At 53.4% G+C, this 24,096-nt stretch carries 25 protein-coding genes and 1 pseudogene; 12 read left to right on the top strand and 14 right to left on the bottom strand.

What is annotated here, in order from left to right:
• Positions 1 to 98: 98 nt before the first annotated feature.
• Positions 99 to 443 carry a RidA family protein gene (locus WM46_RS05000; RefSeq protein ID WP_043000414.1) on the top strand — a complete coding sequence of 115 codons (345 nt, stop codon included), beginning with the start codon at positions 99 to 101 and terminating at the stop codon, positions 441 to 443.
• 7 nt (positions 444 to 450) lie between these two features.
• Here WM46_RS05000 and WM46_RS04995 read toward each other — a convergent pair whose 3' ends face one another.
• The gene (locus WM46_RS04995; protein WP_061077782.1) at positions 451 to 630 is read right to left on the bottom strand and encodes a YoaH family protein; all 180 of its coding nucleotides are present in this window, start codon (positions 628 to 630) and stop codon (positions 451 to 453) included.
• Between the two features lie 73 nt (positions 631 to 703).
• On the opposite strand from WM46_RS04995, the gene pabB reads away from it, so the two are divergent.
• The 4 genes from pabB (at position 704) to WM46_RS04975 (ending at position 5,947) form a co-directional block, all read left to right on the top strand.
• Positions 704 to 2,065 (top strand): aminodeoxychorismate synthase component 1, encoded by a 1,362-nt coding sequence (gene pabB / locus WM46_RS04990; protein WP_102601611.1) that lies wholly within the window; start codon positions 704 to 706, stop codon positions 2,063 to 2,065.
• Positions 2,066 to 2,068: 3 nt separating this feature from the next.
• A complete protein-coding gene (locus tag WM46_RS04985; protein ID WP_102601610.1) occupies positions 2,069 to 2,647 on the top strand; it encodes a CoA pyrophosphatase in 579 nt (192 codons plus the stop codon).
• A 185-nt stretch (positions 2,648 to 2,832) separates the two neighbouring features.
• Positions 2,833 to 4,197 carry an L-serine ammonia-lyase gene (sdaA, locus tag WM46_RS04980; protein ID WP_061077785.1) on the top strand — a complete coding sequence of 455 codons (1,365 nt, stop codon included), beginning with the start codon at positions 2,833 to 2,835 and terminating at the stop codon, positions 4,195 to 4,197.
• A gap of 151 nt (positions 4,198 to 4,348) precedes the next feature.
• Positions 4,349 to 5,947: an EAL domain-containing protein gene (locus WM46_RS04975; RefSeq protein ID WP_187394446.1), complete on the top strand. Its 1,599-nt coding sequence runs from the start codon at positions 4,349 to 4,351 to the stop codon at positions 5,945 to 5,947.
• Positions 5,948 to 5,953: 6 nt separating this feature from the next.
• Here WM46_RS04975 and yoaE read toward each other — a convergent pair.
• A pseudogene (gene yoaE / locus WM46_RS04970) lies at positions 5,954 to 7,512 on the bottom strand (CNNM family cation transport protein YoaE).
• On the bottom strand, positions 7,500 to 7,583 hold the full coding sequence (locus WM46_RS26810) for a hypothetical protein (RefSeq protein ID WP_404979085.1): 84 nt from the start codon (positions 7,581 to 7,583) through the stop codon (positions 7,500 to 7,502). The pseudogene yoaE and the gene WM46_RS26810 overlap by 13 nt, the downstream one beginning before the upstream one ends.
• Positions 7,584 to 7,954: 371 nt before the next feature.
• Here WM46_RS26810 and manX point away from each other — a divergent pair, with 371 nt between their 5' ends.
• From manX to mntP, 5 genes are all read left to right on the top strand, one after another.
• Entirely contained in the window at positions 7,955 to 8,923 is a 969-nt protein-coding gene (manX, locus tag WM46_RS04960) for a PTS mannose transporter subunit IIAB (protein WP_102601607.1), read from the top strand.
• A gap of 58 nt (positions 8,924 to 8,981) precedes the next feature.
• Complete coding sequence (locus tag WM46_RS04955; RefSeq protein ID WP_042318487.1) at positions 8,982 to 9,782, top strand: PTS mannose/fructose/sorbose transporter subunit IIC; 801 nt, start codon at positions 8,982 to 8,984, stop codon at positions 9,780 to 9,782.
• A 12-nt stretch (positions 9,783 to 9,794) separates the two neighbouring features.
• Positions 9,795 to 10,646: a PTS mannose transporter subunit IID gene (locus WM46_RS04950; RefSeq protein WP_042318485.1), complete on the top strand. Its 852-nt coding sequence runs from the start codon at positions 9,795 to 9,797 to the stop codon at positions 10,644 to 10,646.
• Between the two features lie 224 nt (positions 10,647 to 10,870).
• Complete coding sequence (locus tag WM46_RS04945) at positions 10,871 to 11,329, top strand: DUF986 family protein (RefSeq protein ID WP_102601606.1); 459 nt, start codon at positions 10,871 to 10,873, stop codon at positions 11,327 to 11,329.
• 417 nt (positions 11,330 to 11,746) lie between these two features.
• A complete protein-coding gene (mntP, locus tag WM46_RS04935) occupies positions 11,747 to 12,313 on the top strand; it encodes a manganese efflux pump MntP (RefSeq protein WP_187394445.1) in 567 nt (188 codons plus the stop codon).
• On the opposite strand, the gene rlmA is transcribed toward mntP, so the two are convergent.
• From rlmA to mgrB, 6 genes are all read right to left on the bottom strand, one after another.
• A complete protein-coding gene (rlmA, locus tag WM46_RS04930; protein WP_102601604.1) occupies positions 12,310 to 13,119 on the bottom strand; it encodes a 23S rRNA (guanine(745)-N(1))-methyltransferase in 810 nt (269 codons plus the stop codon). The two genes, mntP and rlmA, sit on opposite strands and share 4 nt — an antisense overlap.
• A gap of 63 nt (positions 13,120 to 13,182) precedes the next feature.
• Positions 13,183 to 14,928: a peptidoglycan glycosyltransferase FtsI gene (gene ftsI / locus WM46_RS04925; RefSeq protein WP_102601603.1), complete on the bottom strand. Its 1,746-nt coding sequence runs from the start codon at positions 14,926 to 14,928 to the stop codon at positions 13,183 to 13,185.
• A 220-nt stretch (positions 14,929 to 15,148) separates the two neighbouring features.
• Complete coding sequence (gene cspE, locus WM46_RS04920; protein ID WP_001062678.1) at positions 15,149 to 15,358, bottom strand: transcription antiterminator/RNA stability regulator CspE; 210 nt, start codon at positions 15,356 to 15,358, stop codon at positions 15,149 to 15,151.
• 12 nt (positions 15,359 to 15,370) lie between these two features.
• The gene (locus WM46_RS04915; RefSeq protein WP_043000402.1) at positions 15,371 to 15,514 is read right to left on the bottom strand and encodes a DUF2627 domain-containing protein; all 144 of its coding nucleotides are present in this window, start codon (positions 15,512 to 15,514) and stop codon (positions 15,371 to 15,373) included.
• 656 nt (positions 15,515 to 16,170) lie between these two features.
• Positions 16,171 to 16,458, bottom strand: a complete 288-nt coding sequence (locus tag WM46_RS04910; RefSeq protein ID WP_061077793.1) for a YebO family protein — start codon at positions 16,456 to 16,458, stop codon at positions 16,171 to 16,173.
• A gap of 74 nt (positions 16,459 to 16,532) precedes the next feature.
• Entirely contained in the window at positions 16,533 to 16,676 is a 144-nt protein-coding gene (gene mgrB / locus WM46_RS04905) for a PhoP/PhoQ regulator MgrB (protein ID WP_042318479.1), read from the bottom strand.
• A 160-nt stretch (positions 16,677 to 16,836) separates the two neighbouring features.
• On the opposite strand from mgrB, the gene WM46_RS04900 reads away from it, so the two are divergent.
• Entirely contained in the window at positions 16,837 to 17,076 is a 240-nt protein-coding gene (locus tag WM46_RS04900; RefSeq protein WP_043001907.1) for a YobH family protein, read from the top strand.
• A gap of 110 nt (positions 17,077 to 17,186) precedes the next feature.
• On the opposite strand, the gene kdgR is transcribed toward WM46_RS04900, so the two are convergent.
• Entirely contained in the window at positions 17,187 to 17,978 is a 792-nt protein-coding gene (gene kdgR, locus WM46_RS04895; protein ID WP_061077794.1) for a DNA-binding transcriptional regulator KdgR, read from the bottom strand.
• Between the two features lie 176 nt (positions 17,979 to 18,154).
• Here kdgR and WM46_RS04890 point away from each other — a divergent pair, with 176 nt between their 5' ends.
• Complete coding sequence (locus tag WM46_RS04890; RefSeq protein ID WP_102601602.1) at positions 18,155 to 19,528, top strand: MFS transporter; 1,374 nt, start codon at positions 18,155 to 18,157, stop codon at positions 19,526 to 19,528.
• A gap of 44 nt (positions 19,529 to 19,572) precedes the next feature.
• Here the strand turns inward: WM46_RS04890 and htpX are convergent, their stop codons facing one another.
• The 4 genes from htpX to WM46_RS04870 all read right to left on the bottom strand — a co-directional run bounded on the left by htpX (position 19,573) and on the right by WM46_RS04870 (position 23,997).
• Entirely contained in the window at positions 19,573 to 20,454 is an 882-nt protein-coding gene (htpX, locus tag WM46_RS04885) for a protease HtpX (protein WP_042318474.1), read from the bottom strand.
• Positions 20,455 to 20,647: 193 nt separating this feature from the next.
• On the bottom strand, positions 20,648 to 22,696 hold the full coding sequence (prc, locus tag WM46_RS04880) for a carboxy terminal-processing peptidase (protein WP_061077796.1): 2,049 nt from the start codon (positions 22,694 to 22,696) through the stop codon (positions 20,648 to 20,650).
• A 19-nt stretch (positions 22,697 to 22,715) separates the two neighbouring features.
• Positions 22,716 to 23,402 carry an RNA chaperone ProQ gene (gene proQ / locus WM46_RS04875; RefSeq protein ID WP_043000397.1) on the bottom strand — a complete coding sequence of 229 codons (687 nt, stop codon included), beginning with the start codon at positions 23,400 to 23,402 and terminating at the stop codon, positions 22,716 to 22,718.
• A 97-nt stretch (positions 23,403 to 23,499) separates the two neighbouring features.
• A complete protein-coding gene (locus WM46_RS04870; protein WP_102601601.1) occupies positions 23,500 to 23,997 on the bottom strand; it encodes a GAF domain-containing protein in 498 nt (165 codons plus the stop codon).
• Positions 23,998 to 24,096 lie beyond the last annotated feature (99 nt).

The following is a 24,096-nucleotide window of genomic DNA, read 5'->3' as shown; positions in this document are numbered from 1 at the left end:
GTCAGGCCGCAGCGGCTTACGCCAGTTGAAGAGGTGACGCCGCCCTGACAATATGGCAGTCTTGCCATTTTATGCAGAACGTAAAAGAGGAAGGCTTTATGACTATCATCCGTATCGATGCCGAAGATCGTTGGTCTGACGTGGTGATCCACAACAATACGCTCTACTACACTGGCGTACCGGCAAACCTTGATGCCGATGCCTTCGAGCAGACCGCCAACACACTGGCACAGATTGACGCCGCGCTGGAACAGCAAGGCAGCAACAAGTCACGCATTCTTGATGCCACCATTTTCCTTGCCGATAAGCATGATTTCGCGGCGATGAACAAAGCCTGGGACGCCTGGGTTGTGGCCGGTCACGCACCGGTACGCTGCACGGTTCAGGCTGGATTAATGAACCCGAAATACAAAGTTGAGATTAAAATCGTCGCCGCGGTGTAAGCCGGGGCTACTCGTCTTCGTCTTCAAAACGCGCCACAATCCGCTCGCCGGTATGGGTGGCGCGCAGCTCTTCAGCTACCAGCGTAATCGCCTGACCGCTGCTCATTCCCTGTGACATCAGTTCCTGAATACGCTCAACCGCTTTCTGTTGCTGCTCGTGACTGAGTGAAGGTAAACCTGCAAACATCGTTAACTCCTGCTAAATTGTCTGCGCTAATTATTTCATGCAACCCGGAACATAGCCAGTACAGTCAGGATCAATGAAGACGTTATCTCCCGCTATTATCACGCTCCCCTGGCGTCAGGACGCCGCCGAACAGTATTTCGCGCCAATAAGCCATCAGCCATGGGCGATGCTGCTGCATTCCGGTCACGCGGATCACCCGCATAGCCGCTTTGACATCGTGGTCGCCGACCCGCTTTGCACCGTGAAAACGCACGGTGAAACCACGCAGATTTGCGATGCGCAGGGCTGTCGTCTTACTCATGACGATCCGCTGGCCGTGCTACAAAGCGCGCTGACCGCGCTGAATCTCCAGCCGCCTGTGAACGCCGATTTACCGTTTCAGGGTGGCGCACTGGGGTTATTTGGCTACGATCTGGGACGCCGCTTCGAATCCTTGCCCAGCCATGCCCGGCAGGATATCGCGCTGGCGGACATGGCGATAGGCCTCTACGACTGGGCGCTGATTGTCGACCACCAGCGCCAGACCGTGAGCCTGCTCAGCCACACGGACGCCCGGGCCAGGCTCGCCTGGCTGGAAAGTCAGCAGCCCCCTGCGCGTGTGCCATTCAGGTTAACCGCCGGCTGGCGCTCGAATATGACGCGTGAGCAATATGGCGAGAAATTCCGCCAGGTACAGGCGTATCTGCACAGCGGCGACTGCTATCAGGTCAATCTGGCCCAGCGTTTTCAGGCGTCTTATCAGGGCGATGAGTGGCTGGCCTTCGAGCGGCTCAATCAGGCGAACCGCGCCCCGTTCAGCGCGTTTTTACGCCTGGATGACGGTGTCATTCTGAGCCTGTCGCCAGAACGGTTCATTCTTCTGGCTGACGGCGACATTCAGACCCGTCCCATTAAAGGCACCTTGCCGCGATTGCCGCAAGAAGAGGCAGACCGGGAGCAGGCGCAGAAACTGGCGAACTCTGCGAAGGATCGGGCGGAAAATTTAATGATTGTCGATCTGATGCGCAACGACATTGGTCGCGTGGCGGTACCGGGCTCGGTGAAAGTGCCGGAGCTGTTCGTGGTCGAGCCCTTCCCGGCGGTGCATCATCTGGTCAGCACCGTGACCGCGCGGTTACCTCCCACGCGGCATGCCAGCGACCTGCTCCGCGCCGCGTTTCCTGGCGGCTCAATTACCGGGGCACCGAAAGTGCGCGCGATGGAAATTATTGATGAACTGGAGCCTCATCGCCGTAACGCCTGGTGCGGCAGCATCGGTTACCTGAGCGTCTGCGGCAATATGGATACCAGCATTACTATCCGCACCCTGACCGCCGTGGACGGTCAACTGTACTGTTCCGCTGGCGGCGGTATTGTCGCCGATAGCGAGGAGCAGGCGGAATATCAGGAAACCTTTGATAAAGTGAATCGTATCCTGCAACAACTGGAGAACTGAGACGTGGAGAACAAGAGCCTGACGCTGGATGATTTTTTATCGCGCTTCCAACTTTTGCGCCCACAGATTAATCGCGAGTCGCTGAACCTGCGCCAGGCCGCCGTGCTCATTCCCGTGGTTCGCCGCCCCCAGCCAGGGCTGCTGTTGACCCAGCGCTCAGTGCATTTACGCAAACACGCCGGGCAGGTGGCTTTCCCCGGCGGCGCGGTTGACAGCACCGACGCCTCGCTGATCGCCGCCGCGTTGCGTGAAGCCGAAGAAGAAGTGGCGATCCCGCCAGAAGCTGTTGACGTGATCGGCGTTCTGCCGCCGGTTGACAGCGTGACCGGCTTCCAGGTCACGCCGGTGGTTGGCATTATTCCGCCCAATCTGCCTTACCGCGCCAGCGAAGACGAGGTTTCCGCTGTCTTTGAAATGCCGCTGGCGCAGGCATTGCAGTTAGGCCGCTATCACCCGCTGGATGTCTGGCGTCGCGGTGATTCGCATCGCGTATGGCTTTCCTGGTATGAGCATTATTTCGTCTGGGGCATGACCGCCGGAATTATTCGTGAACTGGCGCTACAAATTGGTGTGAAGCCCTGACTATACTTATCTTTACGCGCAGAAGACACAACCTGAAACTCCCGTCACAACATTAGTAAAAACGCGGTTACTCATTAGTTTAATTCATGTGAATAGTTAAGCCGATCCCGGCGTTCCCTCTTACACTATGCGCAGTTATTACATCGTTTCTGGAAGTTTCCAGTCACCCTGTCAGGAGTATTATCGTGATTAGTCTATTCGACATGTTTAAGGTGGGGATTGGTCCCTCATCTTCCCATACTGTAGGGCCTATGAAGGCGGGTAAACAGTTCGTCGATGACCTGGTCGAAAAAGGATTACTGGATAGCGTTACTCGTGTTGCCGTCGACGTGTATGGTTCACTGTCGCTCACGGGTAAAGGTCACCACACCGATATCGCCATTATTATGGGTCTGGCAGGCAATGAGCCAGCCACCGTGGATATTGATAGTATCCCAGGCTTCATCCGCGACGTAGAGACGCGCGGTCGCCTGCTGCTGGCACACGGTCAGCACGAAGTGGATTTCCCCCAAAACGACGGCATGCGTTTTCATAACGGCAACCTGCCGCTGCACGAAAACGGCATGCAGATCCATGCGTATAACGGCGATGCCGTCGTTTACAGCAAAACCTACTACTCCATCGGCGGCGGTTTTATCGTCGATGAAGAGCACTTCGGTCAGGATGCGGCAAATGAGGTGAGCGTTCCTTATCCGTTCAAATCCGCAACCGAGCTGCTGGAATACTGCAACAGCACCGGCCTGTCCCTTTCCGGACTGGCGATGCAGAATGAACTGGCCTTGCACGACAAAAAAGAGATTGAAGAGTACTTCGGTCACGTCTGGCAGACGATGCAGGCCTGTATCGATCGCGGTATGAATACCGAAGGCGTGTTGCCGGGCCCACTGCGCGTTCCGCGTCGCGCCTCTGCGCTGCGTCGGATGCTGGTTTCCAGCGATAAGCTCTCTAACGACCCGATGAATGTGATCGACTGGGTGAACATGTTCGCCCTCGCGGTCAACGAAGAGAACGCGGCAGGCGGTCGGGTGGTCACCGCGCCAACCAACGGCGCGTGCGGTATCGTGCCAGCCGTTCTGGCCTACTACGATCACTTTATTGAGTCCGTCAGCCCGGATATTTATACCCGCTACTTCCTGGCGGCAGGCGCCATCGGCGCGTTGTATAAGATGAATGCCTCGATTTCAGGAGCGGAAGTCGGCTGTCAGGGCGAAGTGGGTGTGGCCTGTTCAATGGCGGCGGCCGGTCTTGCGGAACTGCTGGGCGCGAGCCCGGAACAGGTGTGCGTCGCCGCTGAAATTGGCATGGAGCATAACCTGGGACTGACCTGCGACCCGGTTGCTGGTCAGGTGCAGGTACCATGCATTGAACGTAATGCGATTGCCTCTGTGAAAGCGATCAACGCCGCACGGATGGCGATGCGTCGTACCAGCGCACCGCGCGTCTCACTGGATAAAGTCATCGAAACGATGTACGAAACCGGTAAGGATATGAACGCCAAATACCGCGAAACCTCACGCGGCGGCCTGGCGATCAAAGTTCAGTGTGACTAAACACCTCAACAAGCAACACTAATACTTTTTCCTCGCCCATCTGCAACGGATGGGCGAAATTTTGCCCCCTTTCTCGTCTGCTCGCCGTTTCCCCACTACACTTGCTCTGTTACGGTTGGCTTTTGTGGCTGACGGTTATCAGGCGGCCCGCATGCAGACAGCACAACGGATCATAAAAAAATATCGTCGCAAACGTTTTATCCTGTGCGTACTTTGTGCGCTCATTACGCTCATCCTGACCCTGAGCGTCCGATTTATTTCACAGCGGAATTTAAATCACCACCACACCGTTACCTTTGCCTCCAGGGCGGTCGCCACGCTCGATGAAGTGCTGCGGCCGTTACAGAATGGCCGCGATATCCTGTTACCACTGATTGGCCTTCCCTGCTCCGTTACGCATCTCCCGCTGCGCAAACAGGCTGCCAGACTGCAAACGGTACGCGCAATTGCTCTGGTCCAGCGCGGCGTACTCTACTGTTCCAGCGTCTTTGGCTATCGCAGTATCCCGATTCATCAGCTTCAACCTGACCTCCCCACCGCACATGCGCAACTGCTGTTGTCCACCGATCCGCTGCTCATTAAAGGCAGCCCGATTCTCATCCAGTGGTACCCGTCCTCGCCTGACGGCCAGGACGGCGTGATGGAAATCGTTAACATCGACCTGCTTGCCACGCTGCTCCTGGAGCCGCGTAAGCCGCTGATAACCGGAGCCAGTCTGACCGTTGGCAACCGACATTTGATTTACGGGAATGGCGTAGTGCAGAACCTGCCCGCGCTCAACGATGAACAACGCTATCAACTCGCCTCACAGCACTATCCTTTTACCATTAGCGTGACCGGGCCTGCGGCAGAGGCGCTGGCGCTCAAAGCCCTGCCCGCGCAGCTGCCGCTGGCATTGCTGCTCAGTCTGCTGGTGGGCTACCTGGCGTGGCTGGCCACCGCCAACCGAATGAGTTTTTCCTGGGAGATTAACCTCGCACTGGCACAGCGCGAATTTGAGCTTTTTTGCCAGCCGCTGCTGAACGCGCGGACCGGACAGTGCATGGGGGTGGAGATCCTGCTGCGCTGGAATAATCCTCGCCAGGGGTGGATTTCACCGGACGTATTTATCCCGATTGCTGAAGAGCATCACCAGATCGCGCCGCTGACGCGTTATGTGTTAGCAGAAACCATTCGGCAACGTCATTTTTTCCCCATGAGCAGCCAGTTTCATATTGGCATTAATGTCGCCGCCAGCCATTTTCAGCAGGGGGAATTGCTGAAAGATCTCGATCAGTACTGGTTCAGTCAGCAGCCCATTCAACAACTGGTGATTGAACTTACCGAGCGGGATGCGCTGCAGGATGTTGATTATCGAATCGTTCACGAGTTGCAACGGCAAAACATCAAGCTGGCGATCGATGATTTTGGAACCGGCAACAGTTCGCTGTCATGGCTGGAAAAGTTGCGCCCTGACATTCTGAAAATTGATAAGTCCTTTACCAATGCGATTGGTACTGATGCGGTCAATTCAACGGTGACCGACATCATCATCGCCCTTGGGCAGCGTCTGCATATCGAACTGGTCGCGGAGGGGGTTGAAACGCAGGAGCAGGCGCAGCATCTGCGCCGCCACGGTGTGGATTTACTGCAGGGATTTTTATTTGCAAAGCCGATGCCGCTGCGCGATTTTCCGCAGTGGCTGGCGGGCAGTCACCCGCCGCCACCCAGGCATAACGGACGCATCGCGCCCGTGATACCCCTGCGTTAGAGAAGATTACTCCTCTTCTTCTTGCGCAGGTTGTTCTTTAACAATTCGCACCAGATCCACGCGGTAGTCATTAGCGTCGACAATGGTAATGCTCAGCGGAGGAACCTCGATCACATCGCCCGTACGGGGAATGTGACCATTAGCCGCAATCACCAGTCCCGCGACCGTGGCGATGTCTTCGTCTTCATCAACCAGGTTATCCACCGCCAGCGCCTGTTGCAGGGCATGCAGATCGGTGCCGCCTTTGACTAACCAGCCTTCGCCGTCAACGGTAATTTCCGGCGTTTCATCAGCATCCGGGAACTCACCGGCAATGGCTTCAAGGACATCCAGCGGCGTAACCAGCCCCTGCACCACGCCAAACTCGTTGGTGACGATAACAAAACTACCGCGTGCACGACGCAGGACCCCCAACAGGTTGATAGGATCCAGCGTTTCCGGTACCACAATAGCCGGTGAAGCTGACGCGATAGCCGCGACGTCGACGCCCTCTTCCAGCGCCACCAGCAGCTCTTTCGCCCGTACGATACCGATGATCTCATCCAGTTCGCCACGACACACCGGGAACAGGCTGTGCGGCGAGGAGAGCAACTGCTCGCGGATCTCATCAACGCTCAGATTGGCGTCCACCCAACTGATTTCACCACGCGGAGTCATGATCCCGCGCAGCGAGCGCTGTGCCAGCGTCAGCACGCCGTTAATCATATAGCGTTCTTCTTCCGCAAATGCCCCTTCCGGGATCGGAACGGCAGCCTGGCTGTCGGATTCATGCGCCACCGCCGCCTGACGTTTGCCACCCATCAGACGCAGGATCGCGTCAGCCGTACGCGCACGCAGCGGCAACGTTGACTGATGGCGAATAAAGTTGCGACGCGCAATCTGGTTAAACACTTCGATAATGATCGAGAAGCCAATCGCGGCGTACAGGTAGCCTTTCGGAATATGGAAACCAAAGCCTTCGGCGACCAGACTCAGACCAATCATCAGCAGGAAGCTCAGACAAAGCACCACCACCGTCGGATGTTGGTTGACGAAACGCGTCAGCGGCTTGGACGCCAGCAGCATCACCGCCATCGCGATCACAACCGCCGCCATCATCACAGGCAGATGGTTCACCATACCGACAGCCGTAATCACCGCATCCAGCGAGAATACCGCATCCAGGATAACGATCTGCGTCACAACCACCCAGAAGCTGGCATACCCTTTACCATGCCCGGAGTCGTGTTCACGGTTTTCCAGCCGTTCATGAAGTTCCGTCGTGGCTTTAAACAACAGGAAGATACCCCCAGCAGCATGATCAGATCACGACCGGAGAAGGTGAAATCCATGACGGTGAACAGCGGTTGGGTCAGGGTGACCATCCACGAAATAATGGACAGCAAGGCCAGACGCATCACGAGCGCCAGGGATAAACCAATCAGACGTGCTTTGTCACGCTGCTTCGGCGGCAGCTTATCCGCAAGAATCGCAATAAAAACCAGGTTATCGATGCCCAGGACAATTTCCAGGACGACAAGCGTGAGCAAACCCGCCCAAATCGAGGGGTCCATTAAGAATTCCATGACAAGCTCCTGCTTAAGGAATGGTTAACAGGCGATAAAACACAGTGCAGACAAAACGTGTGGCAAGACATGCCAGACTGGCAGGCGCGATGCGGCCTGAAGGTGAAATGACGTCGGTGACGATCCATACAGCGGGCTAGTGCCCTATACTCCTGGTTAGTTAAACAGAACGTAAACATAACAGAGGCAACGTGTTTTTGGCAAAGATTTACCTTCCTTTGCAAAGAGTTGTAACAGAGATATTTTACTCTACGAAATTTCTCATTGGCGAAAACTAAATTACGGATCTTCATCACATAAAATATTTTTTTCGGTATCTAAAATAATTCGCGAACATCATATGTTTTTCATTGTAACCCTTATCTGAATCGATTCTGTTGCGGACGGCGATTCAAATACATCTCTCACGTTGATGTGTTAACGATAATAAAGGAGGTAGCAAGTGACCATTGCTATTGTTATAGGCACACATGGTTGGGCTGCAGAGCAGTTACTCAAGACAGCAGAAATGCTGTTAGGCGAGCAGGAAAACGTCGGCTGGATCGATTTCGTGCCCGGCGAGAATGCCGAAACGCTGATTGAAAAGTACAACGCTCAGTTGGCAAAACTCGATACCCGTAACGGCGTGCTGTTTCTCGTCGATACATGGGGAGGCAGTCCGTTCAACGCTGCCAGCCGCATTGTCGTCGACAAAGAACAGTATGAAGTGATCGCCGGGGTGAACATCCCTATGCTGGTCGAAACGCTGATGGCGCGTGACGACAACCCAAGCTTCGACGAACTGGTCGCGCTGGCTGTTGAAACTGGTCGCGAAGGTGTGAAAGCGCTGAAAGCGAAACCGGTGGAAAAAGCCGCCCCTGCCCCCGTCGCAGCGGCCCCCAAAGCCGCGGCTCCGGCAAAACCGATGGGACCGAACGATTATATGCAAATCGGTCTTGCCCGTATTGATGACCGTTTAATCCACGGTCAGGTGGCTACCCGCTGGACCAAAGAAACCAACGTGACCCGCATTATCGTGGTCAGCGATGAAGTGGCTGCAGACACTGTGCGTAAAACGCTGTTGACGCAGGTGGCGCCTCCTGGCGTGACCGCTCACGTGGTGGATGTTGCCAAGATGATTCGCGTTTACAACAACCCGAAATACGCTGGCGAACGTGTGATGCTGCTGTTCACCAATCCGACCGATGTTGAACGCATTGTCGAAGGCGGCGTAAAAATCACCTCCGTGAACATTGGCGGTATGGCTTTCCGTCAGGGTAAAACGCAGGTCAACAACGCCATCTCTGTCGATGAGAAAGACATCGACGCCTTTAACAAACTTAATGCCCGCGGTATTGAGCTTGAGGCGCGTAAAGTGTCAACCGATCAGAAACTGAAAATGATGGATTTGATTGCCAAAGTGGGCAAGTAACCCCTGGCATTGAATGAGCTTTCACACTTAAGGCTGTTATAGCAATAGGAGAAGTACAATGGAGATTACCACTCTTCAGATTGTGCTGGTGTTCATCGTCGCATGTATCGCGGGTATGGAGTCGGTACTCGATGAATTTCAGTTCCACCGCCCACTGGTGGCCTGTACACTGATTGGCGCCGTTCTCGGGGATATGAAAACCGGTATTATCATCGGTGGTACCCTGGAAATGATCGCCCTGGGCTGGATGAACATCGGTGCTGCCGTTGCACCTGATGCCGCACTGGCGTCCATTATTTCTACCGTTCTGGTTATTGCCGGTCACCAAAGCATCGGTGCCGGTATCGCGCTGGCGATTCCGCTGGCTGCAGCAGGCCAGGTTCTGACTATCATCGTTCGTACTATCACTGTGGCATTCCAGCACGCGGCGGATAAAGCGGCGGAAAACGGTAACCTGACGGCGCTCTCCTGGCTGCATGTCTCTTCCCTGTTCCTGCAGGCAATGCGTATCGCTATCCCGGCGGTTATCGTTGCAATTTCCGTAGGCACCAGCGAAGTTCAGGGCATGCTGAATGCCATTCCGGAAGTGGTGACTGGCGGTCTGAACATCGCCGGCGGCATGATCGTTGTGGTCGGTTACGCGATGGTTATCAACATGATGCGTGCAGGCTATCTGATGCCGTTCTTCTACCTCGGCTTCGTGACTGCGGCATTTACTAACTTCAACCTGGTTGCTCTGGGTGTGATTGGTGCGGTAATGGCCATCCTCTACATCCAACTGAGCCCGAAATATAACCGCGTGGCGGGTGCACCAGCGCAGGCTGCTGGTGACAACTCCCTCGATAACGAACTGGACTAGCAGGTGAGCGAAATGGTTGATATGACTAAAACTACCACTGAGAAAAAACTCACACAGAGTGACATTCGTGGCGTGTTCATTCGTTCTAACCTGTTTCAGGGTTCATGGAACTTCGAACGTATGCAGGCGCTGGGTTTCTGTTTCTCCATGGTACCGGCTATTCGTCGCCTGTATCCAGAGAACAACGATGCGCGTAAGCAAGCCATCAAGCGTCACCTGGAATTTTTTAACACCCATCCGTACGTTGCGGCACCGGTTCTCGGCGTAACGCTGGCGATGGAAGAACAGCGTGCTAACGGCGCAGAGATTGACGATGGTGCCATCAACGGTATCAAAGTCGGCCTGATGGGTCCGCTGGCAGGCGTGGGCGACCCGATTTTCTGGGGTACGGTGCGTCCGGTATTCGCCGCGTTAGGTGCGGGTATCGCGATGAGCGGTAGCCTGCTCGGCCCATTGCTGTTCTTCATTCTGTTCAACGCAGTCCGTCTGCTGACCCGTTACTACGGCGTCGCTTACGGTTACCGCAAAGGTGTCGATATCGTTAAGGATATGGGCGGCGGCTTCCTGCAGAAACTGACTGAGGGGGCGTCAATCCTCGGCCTGTTTGTTATGGGGGCATTGGTTAACAAGTGGACGCACGTGAACATCCCGCTGGTGGTCTCAACCATCACCGGGCAGGATGGGCAGACCCGTGTTACCACCGTACAGACCATTCTCGACCAGTTGATGCCGGGTCTGGTTCCGCTGCTGCTGACCTTCGCCTGTATGTGGCTGTTGCGTAAGAAAGTGAACCCGCTGTGGATTATCGTTGGCTTCTTTGTCATCGGTATCGCGGGTTATGCGGTCGGCCTGTTGGGCCTGTAAGACTGTAGTACACTACCGGGGCCTATAAGGCCCCGTCATACTGCTGACAATGAAGGAAAAAACGTGGTTTTTCCTTCATTGTGGTTATCAGCCGAAAATCAATAAATTGATTTTCCTGGTTTTTAATTAGGTGATCTCTGCTTGCCCGGTATCGGGATGAAGTTTGTCATCACTCTCCCGGGGCCTATAAGGCCCCGTTTTTTTATCTGGAGGAACAAGGATCAATGACTATCACGGACCTGGTGCTGGTTTTCTTTATTGCCGCGTTACTGGCTTACGCCATTTACGATCAGTTCATCATGCCACGCCGCAATGGCCCGACTCTGCTTGCCATTCCCCTGCTGCGCCGAAGCCGCGTGGACAGCGTCATCTTCATTGGCCTCATCGCGATTCTTATCTACAACAATGTCACCAGCCATGGGGCTGTCATGACCACCTGGTTATTATGCGCTCTGGCGTTAATGGGGTTTTATATTTTCTGGATCCGGGTCCCGAAAATCCTCTTCAAACAGGGTGGTTTTTTCTTCGCCAACGTATGGATAGAATATAACCGCATTAAAGAGATGAATTTATCGGAAGATGGTGTTCTGGTGATGCAATTAGAACAACGGCGTCTGCTTATTCGTGTACAGAATATCGACGATCTGGAAAAGATATATAAACTTCTCGTTTCTTATCAGTAAATTAGAGATATAGCCTGGGCTTTGTTTTTCGCAATTTAATTGCAGTTAAAAACATAGCTAAGGCTATAATCTGACAGCGTAAATGTTATTTATTTTAACGTTCCATCTACCAATAAATCTAAATGAAAATCGTTTTCAATTAGAAGTCAAATAATATTTCTCCGTTGTTGTTTTATATTCTCAAAATATGATAAGGTTGCGCCGTCATTTGGGGAGTAGCCGATTTCCAGACTCCGGAAATGTACGTGTCAACATACTCGTTGCAAAACGTGGCACGTACGGACTGAAATCTCTTTCAGTCAGGCGAGACCATAGGCACATCAACTGCTATGCATACTGTATGAACCCCGAGTTCAGGTGTGCATGTTTACTGGGGGCAGTGGTGTGTTTTATGGAAACCCCGGTCAGGACGCTGTCATGAATATCACCGCCACTATTATTCTCGCTTTTGGCATGTCGATGGATGCTTTTGCCGCATCAATTGGCAAAGGTGCTACCCTGCATAAACCCAAATTCTCTGAAGCCCTGCGTACCGGTTTAATTTTCGGCGCAGTGGAAACATTGACGCCGCTGATCGGCTGGGCGCTCGGTATGTTAGCCAGCAAATTCGTGCTGGAGTGGAATCACTGGATTGCTTTCATCCTGTTGGTCTTTCTGGGCGGACGGATGATTATTGAGGGATTTCGCGGCGCGGATGATGAAGATGATGAACCGCTGCGCCGTCACGGTTTCTGGTTACTGGTCACCACCGCTGTCGCCACCAGCCTCGATGCCATGGCTGTCGGCGTGGGGCTGGCGTTCCTGCAGGTCAACATTATCGCTACCGCCCTGGCTATCGGCTGCGCCACGCTGATCATGTCCACACTGGGAATGATGGTCGGTCGCTTCATTGGCCCGCTGCTTGGCAAACGGGCTGAAATTCTGGGTGGGGTGGTACTGATCGGTATCGGCGTCCAGATCCTCTGGACGCACTTTCACGGTTAATCCGCACGCTGCCAGAGGTGAAGACGAAAATCCGTCTGGCAGTCAAACACTTCTGTGTTTGCCAGGCGTTCCCAGACCTCCGGTTTGGCCCGCCAGGCAAAAGGCGTCATCTGCAATAGCGCCACCGCTTCCTTTCCGCTCAGGCGCATCGGATACGCCAGCGTAATATCCTCCAGCAGGGTGAACCCTTCCAGTTGCTCAGTATGCGGCGCATGGAGCCGAACCTCATCGTAAATCAGCCCTTTCAGCTCCATTAAATGGCGCGGTCCCGGCGTTGCCGTGATCACCCAACCCTGCGACTTGACCACGCGCGCCAGCTCTTGCGCTTTACACGGCGCGTAAATCCGCACAATGGCGTCCTGGCTTGCATCAGCAAACGGCAACCGATGACTCGAGGCGACGCAGAATGTCACCTGCGGATAGCGTCTGGCCGCCGCTTTAATGGCCACTTTTGCCACGTCCAGTCCATAGGTGGTCGCCGTCGGCAACGCATCAGCAAAGGCATGAGTGTAATACCCTTCCCCACAGCCGATATCAAGAATCAAGGTCGCCGACGCGTCGAGGCGCGCGGAAAGCTGCTCAACAATGGCGTCACGCAGGGGTTGATAATGTCCGGCATCAAGAAATGCACGGCGTGCCTGTATCATCTCCGCGCTGTCGCCCGGATCGCGTGAGCGCTTATGCTGTACTGGCAACAGGTTAACGTACCCCTCTTTTGCCACATCAAACTGATGCCGCTGCGGACAGATAAAACTGTTATTAACGTGCGCAAGGGGCTGGTGACAAAGTGGGCAGGAAAACGACATAACAACTCCGGCAGGTAAATTCAGGGCGCAAGTGTAACGCGATTTACGCCCCGGGAGAATCACTTAGCGCGTGGAGAGTGTCAGCGCATTGCGCTGCATCACCAACAGATGACTGGAGTCGGCAGGCATCCCATCCGGTTTGACGTTTTCCAGTCGTAGCACATCGCCCATAATCTGGCTGAAAACCGGTGCCGACACCGCGCCACCGTAATAGGCCCCGTTCTGCGGATCGTTGATCACCACTACCAGCGCAAACTTCGGGTTGCTTGCCGGCGCCACTCCTGCGGTGTAAGCCACATATTTATCAACGTATTTACCGTCATCACCGATCTTCTTCGCCGTCCCGGTTTTAACCGCCACGCGATAATCCCGGACCGCCGCCTTCGTCCCGCCGCCCCCCGGCAGGGCGACACTTTCCATCATATGCTCCACTTGCCTGACCAGCGCTTCCGACATTACGCGCTTGCCGATGACAGGCGGATCGATGCGCGTAATAGAGAGCGGTCGGTACAGGCCAAAACTGCCAATCGTGGCATAGACGTGCGCCAGTTGCAGCGGCGTCACCATCAGGCCGTAGCCAAAGGCAAAAGTCGCGCGATCCAGATCGCTCCAGTAACGGCGTTGCGGCATCAGCCCCTGACGCTCACCGGTGAGTCCCAGCCCTGTGGGTTGACCAAAGCCAAAGTGGCGGTAGGTATCGACGACTCGCTGGATCGGCATCGCTAACGAGAGATGCGAAACCCCGGTGTCACTCGATTTTTGCAAAATGCCGGTCAGCGTCAGTTCCGGATAAAAGCCCACATCGCGGATCCGATGCCCGTCAAGATAAAACGGATGAGTGTCGATCACGCTGTCAGGCTGGACAATCCCCTGCTCAAGCGCCGTCATAATGACCAGCGGTTTCACCGTCGAGCCCGGCTCGAAGGTATCGCTAATCGCACGATTACGAAAATCATCAAGCACCGCCCCATCACGGTTGTTCGGGTTAAAATCGGGGAAACTGGCCATCGCCAGGATCTCACCGGTGGCAATGTTCACCAGCACGGCAGCGCCTGATTCCGCTTTGTTCCAGCTAACCGCATTGTCCAGTGCATCCTCGGTGACTGTCTGCAGGCGCTCATCAATGCTGAGTTGTAGTTCATGCGCCGGCACAGGATTAACTTCCGTGATGTTTTCAATCACGTGACCGAATTTATCTTTCCGGACCAGGCGGGAACCCGGCTTCCCCATTAACTGTGCGTTAAAGCTTTTCTCAACCCCTTCAATGCCCTGCCCGTCAATATTGGTGAAACCAATCAGATTCGCCGCGACATGTCCTGCCGGGTAAAAGCGCCGGGACTCTTCGCGCAAATTGATCCCGGGCAGGTTCAGCTTATCGATCCACTTCGCCTGTTGAGGAGAGACCTGACGCGCAAGATAGATAAACCGTGCTGACGGATCGTGGTTAACGCGCGCCGCCAGGTTCGTGAGTGAAAGATGCAGCGTGTTGGCCAGCGCCTGCCAGCGTTCGTTGTCGCCAACGCCGCCTTTGCTCAATAACGTTTGGGGGTCAGCCCAGACCGCATTCACCGGTACGCTGACCGCCAGCGGCCGCCCTTGCCGATCGGTGATCATTCCACGCGGCGATGCCGTGGTGACTTCGCGCAATGAGCGCATGTCTTCTTGCCTGACCAGACGGTCGGGTTCAACAATCTGCAACCAGGCAACGCGCCCCAGCAGCAGTCCCAGACTCAGCAATATGGCGATACAAAGCAGCGCAAAACGTAGCGGTGTGAAACTTCGCGCCGTTCCCTCACTTTTCTTTTTCACCTGTTCTCCGGCAAACATGATATTCAGGTGACTGATTTAACGGAAATAACGGCGGGAAAGCGGTGAAAACTATGCTAATAACATCACGGCTTTGCAACAAAACGCTAACGGAGGAGGTATTCAGACATACTTTGAAGGAAGATGAATGAAAAAGCCCCGCATCAGCGAGGCTTTAAATCTGAGGTTGATGCGCAGATGCGCTTCAAATCAGTGGTGTCGATCAGATAGCTGTTACGTTAACAGCAGCCGGACCTTTCTGGCCGTCCTGAATTTCGAACTCAACGTTCTGGCCTTCAGCCAGAGTTTTGAAGCCATTACCCTGGATAGCGGAGAAGTGTACGAACACGTCTTTGCTGCCATCAGCCGGAGTAATAAAGCCAAAACCTTTAGACTCGTTGAACCACTTAACTTGACCTTTAATCTTTGCCATTTGCAAAATTCCTTAGAGTGTTTTCTTCGCCCGCAGGCATAACATAGATAAAACTGAGACATTACTGCTTGAGGCACTAATATAAGGTTCGGCAGAGAAGCGGTATTCAACGACAACGTGTTTACTCAGGACTTCTTTACTGAAAATGCCACACATAAACAGAACTGTACCTCGTTTAACCCAAAACGTGTTATCACATACAACGTTAATTATGGCAAGCCATTTTTAAACGTGTCTCGATCGGTCGCACAAATCTCGCCAGTCGACACAGAGTAACTGCACAGTTATGCGTCAATCCTCAAGCCGATATATTCCCATGCGCTTGCTGAGCCCTTGTCAGACCCGCCGCGCAGCGGGGACTTTTCAACCATAGCTCAATAACTTCGCGACTTCCAGATCATTGCGATGTCGAAACGTGGCGACCCACGGTTATCACAAATTCTGCTTTGTTATGCATAATTTGTTTCAACGCAAAATGACCCGGTATCATAATAACGCCTCATTTCGCTCCATCTTGATATCTACTGTTCTTATGCACTCATTTAATGAAAGAATGATGACAATGCACAAAAATAGGGAAAGAAACGTTTCGCTTATTATAAAACCGATCATTCTCACAAAACGGAGATGATCACATTATTAACGTATGGAAAAATATAATTAAGTGTGTGCAGGCAATAACCGGCGCACTGGCACAAGAAGGAACGGATATAGCGAAGCGGCATGCGACTGCACTAATAGCGTGCAGGATAACAAACCAGGAAGGAAAGACTGGCGAGACGCCAGCCCATTCGCTTCCTGTTACACGAGGATTAACGTTCTGCGACCAGACGGATGATGTCCTCATCCTCTTGCGGATCATTGGCCTTAGGCGATGCCTCTGCCACTTTTTCCGGCTCGTTCGCTTCACAGAGACGACGCAATAATGCATTTTGTCGCTTCTGCTGGTCTAACAACGCTTCAAGCAGCTCAATCTGCTCATTGGTTCGCGAGCTCGCACGGTTGATAAAGAACCACAGCACCAGCCCAACAACCAGAACCCCCACCGATACAATCAACGACGCAAAATTAAGCACGCCGGAATTCACTACTTCGTTCATTTCACCACCTCAATGTAGACGCGCCATTTTACCACCGCGCCACAGGAAGGAAATCAACGGATGAAAAAATGATCTCACCAGGGGATAAATTTATTGATGGCGCAAATTCCGCTGAAAAATTGTACATCCTGGTCACACATGATGTTGAACACCTGGGCCCATAGCAGCAGGCACACAAGCACTACCACCACCAGAATTATCCATCGAAACTTTTTCACTCCACTCTCCGCATCAACATCTTATGCCACCAAATTATCATGCGTATCTTAAACCAGGACTAACTACAGAAGACATTAGCGATTTTTTAAGAATCATTTACTTGTATCAATGAGCGTAAGCGCTAAGCTCAGTCTAACTTATAGAAGAAAAGAGGTCATAATGCGTTTGATTATTCGCGCTATCGTGTTGTTTGCGCTTGTATGGATTGGATTATTACTCAGTGGGTATGGTGTGCTGATAGGCAGCCAGGAGAATGCCGCCGGGCTGGGGTTGCAATGCAAGTATCTTACCGCGCGAGGAACCGCCACCGCGCAATATGTTCATACCGATAGCGGTATCATCGGATTAACGGATTGTCCGATATTGCGTAAGAGTACCGTGGTCGTCGATAACGGTTAATATCCCGTCGTCATGATCCGTGCCTTGCGTATTGCTGAAGCAGAATGTCACAGGATTAAAGCGGCCGGCGAAAAAGCCGGCCGTTTCTTTATATCGACTGCATGACATCATCAGAACGGATAATCGTTGTAGCCCATCTGTTCAGAGATTTTACGCGCCGCGGTATGCAGCATCGAAACGTAGTCGTGCAGGTTTTCTTCGGAAAAACGCAGCGTTGGGAAGGAGATACTCAGACCCGCAATCACCACACCGAAACGATCGAATACCGGTACGCCAATGCAGCGTAAACCTTCTTCTTGTTCTTCGTTATCTTCGCCATAACCCTGTTCGCGGACTTTATCCAGCACCGGCAGCAATGCTTCCGTGGTGGTGATAGTGCGTCCGGTACTGCGCTTGTACTCAATGCCGTCCAGAATCTGCTTCACTTCGTCACGATCGCGCCAGGCCAGCAGCACTTTACCAATCGCGGTGCTGTAAAGCGGATTGCGGCGACCCACACGCGAATACATGCGCAGGTTGTACATCGAATCAATCTTATGAATGTAGACGATGCTGTCTTCGTCCAGCGCGCCAAGGTGCACCGTCTCTTTCGTCAGGCGAGAGAGTTCGCGCATCTGGATGTCCGCACTGCGGATAAGGTCAACATTCTGTAGCGCGCGAGCGCCAAGTTCAAACAGTTTCAGCGTCAGAGAATACTTCTCGGATTCACCTTCCTGTGACACATATCCCAGTGTTTTCATGGTCTGTAAAAAGCGATAAACGGTGCTTTTTGACATCATGACGCGTTGTGATAACTCGGTAATCCCTATTTCGCGCTCTTCACCCAGCGCCTGCAGAATGCCAAAGACTTTCAGCACGGAAGATACAGAATCAGGCTGTTTATCCAGATCTGCGTTAGCCATTTATCACCTCATTACGAGTGTTTTATAAAAATCAGAACGATTTTTTATTATAATTTCATGGCCAGGCGCCCGCAATCCATCTTTGCTTACTTCGTTACAAATCTGCGATATAAAGCCGGAATATCAATGCTAAAATCACTACCCTGATCATATTCTTCGCAGAAACTATCAATCTCATGAATAAATCCCAGGCCGACGGCCTGCCGCTTCCGCAGCGATATGGTGCTATTTTAACCATCGTTATTGGTATTTCGATGGCCGTGCTGGACGGCGCCATTGCCAATGTGGCGCTCCCCACCATAGCCACTGACTTACACGCCTCCGCCGCCAGCTCAATATGGGTCGTCAACGCCTATCAGATCGCCATTGTCGTCTCGTTACTGTCGCTGTCATTTCTGGGCGATATGTTTGGCTATCGACGCATCTACAAATGCGGACTGGTGGTTTTTCTGCTGGCCTCACTGTTTTGCGCACTCGCGGATTCGCTACAGATGTTGACGATGGCGCGTGTCGTTCAGGGGTTCGGCGGCGCGGCGCTAATGAGCGTCAACACGGCGTTGATTCGTCTGATTTATCCTCAGCGCCATCTGGGTCGCGGGATGGGCATTAACTCCTTTATCGTCGCCGTCTCTGCGGCCGCAGGCCCAACCATCGCGGCCGCCATCCTCTCAATTGCCTCCTGGAAATGGCTGTTTCTGATCAATGTGCCGTTAGGGATTATTGCGTTGATTCTGGCAATGCGCTTTCTGCCGCCTAATGGCTCACGCAGCAATAAAGCGCGTTTTGACATCCCCAGCGCCGTGATGAATGCGCTGACGTTTGGTCTGTTGATCACCGCACTGAGTGGTTTTGCACAGGGGCAACCCCTGACGCTGATCGGTGCCGAAGTGGCGGCGATGATGGTGGTGGGCTATTTCTTTATCCGCCGTCAGCTTTCATTACCGGTGCCGTTATTGCCGGTCGACCTGCTGCGTATTCCTCTTTTTTCCCTGTCGATAGGTACCTCAATCTGCTCTTTTTGCGCGCAGATGCTGGCGATGGTCTCTCTGCCCTTCTATCTGCAAACGGTACTGGGACGCAGTGAAGTGGAAACCGGTTTGCTGCTTACCCCCTGGCCGCTGGCAACAATGGTCATGGCGCCGCTGGCCGGGTATCTGATTGAACGCGTCCATGCCGGTTTGCTGGGCGCGCTGGGCCTGCTGGTGATGGCAAGTGGCCTGTTTGCCCTGGTGTTACTTCCTGCCGTGCCGTCCGATCTGAATATCATCTGGCCGATGATTCTCTGCGGCGCCGGGTTTGGTTTATTTCAGTCGCCCAATAACCACACGATCATCACCTCAGCGCCTCGTGAACGCAGCGGCGGCGCCAGTGGCATGCTGGGAACCGCCCGTCTGTTGGGACAAAGTTCAGGCGCGGCGCTGGTCGCGCTGCTGTTGAACCAGTTCGGGGATAACGGCACGCATGTTTCTCTGCTGATGGCAGGGATTCTGGCGACCGTTGCAGCGGTGGTGAGCGGTCTGCGCATCACACAGCCCCGGGCGCAGGCGTAAAAAAAGCGCGTCCATGGACGCGCTTTCTCTTCTTTCCGACAGGCTTACTTCAGGTATTCCCCACTGCGCAGCGCTTCGATACGTTTATCCAGCGGCGGGTGAGTCATAAACAGTTCGCTCAGCGATTTACCTTTACCATTGATGCAGAAGGCCATCATGCTGGATGCTTCTTGCGGTTCGTAGCTGGTTTTCAGGCGCTGCAGCGCGGCAATCATCTTTTCACGACCGACCAGTTTGGCGGACCCCGCATCGGCGTGGAATTCACGGTGACGAGAGAACCACATAGTAATGATGCTCGCCAGAATACCGAAGACCAGTTCCAGTACCATTGCGACCGCAAAGTAGATCATCGGGTTGCCATTGCTGCCTTCGCCTTCATCACGGTTACCACCGAGAAAACCGGCGGCGATCTGCGCCAGAATACGCGAGATGAAGATAACAAAGGTGTTCACAACCCCCTGAATCAGCGTCATGGTAACCATGTCACCGTTCGCGATATGGCTAATTTCGTGAGCAATAACGGCTTCAGCTTCATCCGGGCTCATGTTTTGCAGCAGACCGGTACTGACCGCAACCAGAGAGGCATCACGGCGCGCCCCGGTAGCAAACGCGTTAATGTCCGGCGCATGGTAGATAGCGACCTGCGGCATGGCGATACCGGCCTGACGCGCCTGCGTGGCGACCGTATTCATCAACCAGCGCTCTCTTTCGTTACGTGGTTGCTCGATCACTTCCCCACCGACGGAGCGTAACGCCATCCATTTGGACATCAGCAGTGAAACGAAGGAACCACCAAAACCGAACAGCAGCGCCATAATCATCAGGCCCTGAACGCTGCTCGACTGAATCCCTGTCAGGCTCAGCACCAGCCCGAAAACGACCATGACGGCCAGGTTCGTCAACAGGAAAAGCGCGATTCGCATCATAATCTTCTTTTAACCTCAACTTAACAAAACGCACTATGCGATTACCCACATCGTATGGGTCGTACCGCTATTTTCAAGCATCAATGCCCGGTAAGTCACCAGAAAGACACAACTTTACATTTTTCTGTATCAGGCTGACGACTTCATGCGCTTGTTAAAAAAAACAGGCACAATTTCTTGTGCCTGTCTGAGGTTACTTCGTCGCGGTGGGTTGTTCCGCGGGCTTCGCTTTCTCGAGCGTCGCCAGATCCAGCGCAATCTTCACCGTTTCATCAAGATACGGATCCGGCTCCTGGTAATCTTTTGGCAGGTCATCCAGTTTCTTCAGAACCGGTTTTCCTTCACGTTTAAACCGGTCATTGATTCGCGCCAGACGCAGCGCATCATCTTCGTTATTCTCTTTTTCACGCTGTGCGTAATTCAGAGACGCGATGTTGCGTTTGTCCTTCATCGCATTGAAACGGGCGATATCCTTCATGATGTACTGGAACTCAGGATCCTGCGCGATACGCGCATTGTGATCTTTGAGTAATTCAGGGCCGAACGGCGTCAGATCATCTGATTTCACATACGTTGCGGCATCAATGCTATCCCACGGTAACGCATTATCTTCAAACTTCTCACCGGTTTCGGTCTCTTCATTCCCCGTCGGCATGATGATATCCGGCGTGACGCCCTTACGCTGAGTACTGCCGCCATTCACACGATAGAACTTCTGGATCGTGTACTGAACGGAACCCAGTGCGGGCCATTCTGGACGCAGCATCTGATCGTAAATACGGTTCAGCGAACGATACTGCTGCACGGTACCTTTACCGAAGGTCGGCTCACCGACGATCAGCGCACGACCGTAATCCTGCATGGCCGCGGCGAAAATTTCCGATGCCGACGCGCTGAAGCGATCGACCAGTACCACCAGCGGGCCTTTGTAATAAACAACGCCATCGGTATCGCTGTCCTCACGGACTTTACCGTTGTTGTCACGAACCTGAACCACCGGACCGGAAGGAATAAACAGACCGGACAGCGAAACTGCCTCCGTCAGCGCCCCGCCGCCGTTAGTTCTCAGATCGATGACGATACTGCTGACGTTCTGTTTTTCCAGTTTCTGTAACTGAACTTTGACATCGTCAGTCAGGCCAACGTAGAAGCCCGGTATATCCAGTACGCCGACTTTCTCTTTACCTACCGTCTTCACAGACATTTTAACGGCGCGGTCTTCCAGACGGATACGTTCACGCGTCAGTGTGACAATACGGGTTTTTGTGCCTTTGCCGGCCGGCAGAACTTCAAGACGAACCTTGCTGCCTTTTGGCCCTTTGATAAGTGCCACAACGTCATCCAGGCGCCAGCCGATCACATCGACCATGCTCTTACCGGTCTGACCCACGCCGACAATGCGATCGCCAACGCTAATCGCCTTGCTCTTCGCCGCCGGGCCGCCAGCCACCATGGAATTAATGACCGTATAGTCATCGTCCATTTGCAGCACGGCGCCAATCCCTTCAAGGGACAAGCTCATCTCGGTATTAAACTGCTCGGTATTGCGTGGCGAGAGATAGTTGGTATGCGGATCAATTTCGCGCGCAAACGCGGTCATCGCCAGTGAGAAGACGTCTTCACTGTTGGTTTGCGTCAGACGACGGATCGCGGATTTATAGCGACGCGTCAGCGTCTCGCGAATTTCTTTATCGTTCTTGCCGGTCAGTTTCAGACTTAACTCATCGAACTTCACCTTGCCGTCCCACAGCGCATTCAGCTCAGCCTCATCTTTTGGCCAGGGCGCTTTGCTGCGATCGAGATTGAAGGTGTCAGTTCCGGTGAAGTCCATCGGACGTTCCAGCACTTTCAGTGCGTACTGAAAACGCTCGAAGCGGCGTTTTTGCGCCAGATTATAGAGATCGTAAAAAACGTCGAGCTTACCCGAACGCAATTCGTCACCCAGTTGCCCTTTCTTCTTCGCAAACTGTTCGACATCCCCTGCCAACAGCACATTGTGGCTGTAGTCGAGTAAATTCAGATAGCGGTCGAAAATTTTGGCGGAAAAGGCCGAATCGAGATCGAACTGACGGTAGTGAGAACGCGTAAAACGCGACGTGACGCGTTCACTCACCGTCGCGTGCTGTGTCTCTTCCTTAAGAACAGGAATCTGATCGGCACGCGTAATGTCGTCCACTGCGAAGGTCTGGCCTGCTATTGCAAGCAGGCCAGCTAACGCGGTAAGCCTAAAAAATGTGTTCATGCCAGGCCTGGCCTCCGTTTCAGAACACCAGGTGTTCTGCGCGTACAATCAAAGACATACCCGAATTCAGCTGTACACGGACGCCATCTTTGGTGATTTCTAATACGGTGGCATCCATCGCATCATTGCCCGCTTTCACCTTCAGAGACTGTCCAACGCTCAGCGCTGAAATATCCGAAACCGGAGTCAATTTCTCTTCACGAGGTGCGCGCGGCGCTTTCGCGGCTGGTTTTTCAGCACGCGGTTTACGCTCCGTCGCTTCTTTGCGGCGTGGTGCGGGACGCGGCTTACGTTCACGACGCGGCGCGTCTTCGGTTTCTCCCGCGGCGGCGGCAGCTTCGCGTTTTTTCGCTTGCTGTTCTGCACGCTGCGCCTGAACGCGAGCTTTCGCTTCTTCAAGCTGCTTACGCGCATGTTCAACGTGCTGCTCATCCAGCTCACCGCACGGGTTGCCGTCGAGATCGACACGCGTTGCGCCCGGCTTAACGCCGTACAGGTAACGCCAGCTTGAAGTATAAAGACGTAAAGCGGAACGAAGTTGCGTTTTGCTGAGGTTCATTTCGCCCTCAATACGCTCTACCAGATCCTGAAAAATGCCAATTTTCAGTGGGCGCGCTTCGCCTTCCGCACTAAAACACTGCGGAAAACGCTCGGCCAAAAACGCGATGACTTCTTTACTGCTATTCAACTTAGGTTGATTTTCCATGAAATTTCCTGATTACAACGGACGTAGCCAACAAGCAGCAGGCATGAACAGGCGTCATTATAATGACGCCATCAGTAATTGCTACGTTATCCGTTGATTATCCTGCGACGCTCGCAAAGAATTTTTTGTAATCCGTCATTGCAAGCACGGTTTCAAGCTGCGCAACAAGCCGGCGAAGCCCCTCTTCATCCTCAGCGGTGAAGCGCCCAAACGCCGTACTGTCGATGTCCAGCACGCCAATAATATGACCATTGACGGTTAATGGCAGGACAATTTCCGCATTGCTGGCCGCATCGCAGGCGATGTGGCCATCAAAGGCGTGAACGTCGTCAATCCGCTGCACCTGGTTGTGGGCAACGGCTGCGCCGCACACGCCGCGACCCACCGGGATCCGTACGCAGGCAATTTTGCCCTGAAACGGACCTAATACCAGCGTATCGCCCTCAAGCAGGTAAAACCCCGCCCAGTTCACTTGCGAAAGACGTTCGTACAACAGTGCGCTGGTGTTCGCCAGCGTGGCCAGAAAACTGGTCTCTCCTGCCATTAATGCCTGAAAATCGCGGTTCAGATCCGCGTATAGCTCTGTCTTGTTCATTATATAATCACTTAGTTGTCTTACTCTGATACTGCCAGCCTATTAAAATAAGCATTAAATGCGTTAATGCTCAAGATCATTCCCGTCATGAGTTAAGAT

The sequence above is a fragment of the Citrobacter freundii complex sp. CFNIH2 genome, from assembly GCF_002880615.1.
GTDB lineage: Bacteria > Pseudomonadota > Gammaproteobacteria > Enterobacterales > Enterobacteriaceae > Citrobacter_A > Citrobacter_A amalonaticus_F.
Note: the sequence above shows the minus strand (reverse complement) of the source record. Positions and strands in the feature narration are given on the sequence as shown.

What these genes read in the sequence shown, in the direction of transcription:
- WM46_RS05000 (WP_043000414.1), top strand. Translation starts at nt 99, where the DNA reads ATGACTATCATCCGTATCGATGCCGAAGATCGTTGGTCTGACGTGGTG.
- WM46_RS04995 (WP_061077782.1), bottom strand. Translation starts at nt 630, where the DNA reads ATGTTTGCAGGTTTACCTTCACTCAGTCACGAGCAGCAACAGAAAGCG.
- pabB (WP_102601611.1), top strand. Translation starts at nt 704, where the DNA reads ATGAAGACGTTATCTCCCGCTATTATCACGCTCCCCTGGCGTCAGGAC.
- WM46_RS04975 (WP_187394446.1), top strand. Translation starts at nt 4,349, where the DNA reads ATGCAGACAGCACAACGGATCATAAAAAAATATCGTCGCAAACGTTTT.
- WM46_RS26810 (WP_404979085.1), bottom strand. Translation starts at nt 7,583, where the DNA reads ATGTCTTGCCACACGTTTTGTCTGCACTGTGTTTTATCGCCTGTTAAC.
- WM46_RS04955 (WP_042318487.1), top strand. Translation starts at nt 8,982, where the DNA reads ATGGAGATTACCACTCTTCAGATTGTGCTGGTGTTCATCGTCGCATGT.
- WM46_RS04950 (WP_042318485.1), top strand. Translation starts at nt 9,795, where the DNA reads ATGGTTGATATGACTAAAACTACCACTGAGAAAAAACTCACACAGAGT.
- WM46_RS04945 (WP_102601606.1), top strand. Translation starts at nt 10,871, where the DNA reads ATGACTATCACGGACCTGGTGCTGGTTTTCTTTATTGCCGCGTTACTG.
- mntP (WP_187394445.1), top strand. Translation starts at nt 11,747, where the DNA reads ATGAATATCACCGCCACTATTATTCTCGCTTTTGGCATGTCGATGGAT.
- rlmA (WP_102601604.1), bottom strand. Translation starts at nt 13,119, where the DNA reads ATGTCGTTTTCCTGCCCACTTTGTCACCAGCCCCTTGCGCACGTTAAT.
- cspE (WP_001062678.1), bottom strand. Translation starts at nt 15,358, where the DNA reads ATGGCAAAGATTAAAGGTCAAGTTAAGTGGTTCAACGAGTCTAAAGGT.
- WM46_RS04915 (WP_043000402.1), bottom strand. Translation starts at nt 15,514, where the DNA reads ATGTGTGGCATTTTCAGTAAAGAAGTCCTGAGTAAACACGTTGTCGTT.
- WM46_RS04910 (WP_061077793.1), bottom strand. Translation starts at nt 16,458, where the DNA reads ATGAACGAAGTAGTGAATTCCGGCGTGCTTAATTTTGCGTCGTTGATT.
- WM46_RS04900 (WP_043001907.1), top strand. Translation starts at nt 16,837, where the DNA reads ATGCGTTTGATTATTCGCGCTATCGTGTTGTTTGCGCTTGTATGGATT.
- kdgR (WP_061077794.1), bottom strand. Translation starts at nt 17,978, where the DNA reads ATGGCTAACGCAGATCTGGATAAACAGCCTGATTCTGTATCTTCCGTG.
- WM46_RS04890 (WP_102601602.1), top strand. Translation starts at nt 18,155, where the DNA reads ATGAATAAATCCCAGGCCGACGGCCTGCCGCTTCCGCAGCGATATGGT.
- htpX (WP_042318474.1), bottom strand. Translation starts at nt 20,454, where the DNA reads ATGATGCGAATCGCGCTTTTCCTGTTGACGAACCTGGCCGTCATGGTC.
- prc (WP_061077796.1), bottom strand. Translation starts at nt 22,696, where the DNA reads ATGAACACATTTTTTAGGCTTACCGCGTTAGCTGGCCTGCTTGCAATA.
- proQ (WP_043000397.1), bottom strand. Translation starts at nt 23,402, where the DNA reads ATGGAAAATCAACCTAAGTTGAATAGCAGTAAAGAAGTCATCGCGTTT.
- WM46_RS04870 (WP_102601601.1), bottom strand. Translation starts at nt 23,997, where the DNA reads ATGAACAAGACAGAGCTATACGCGGATCTGAACCGCGATTTTCAGGCA.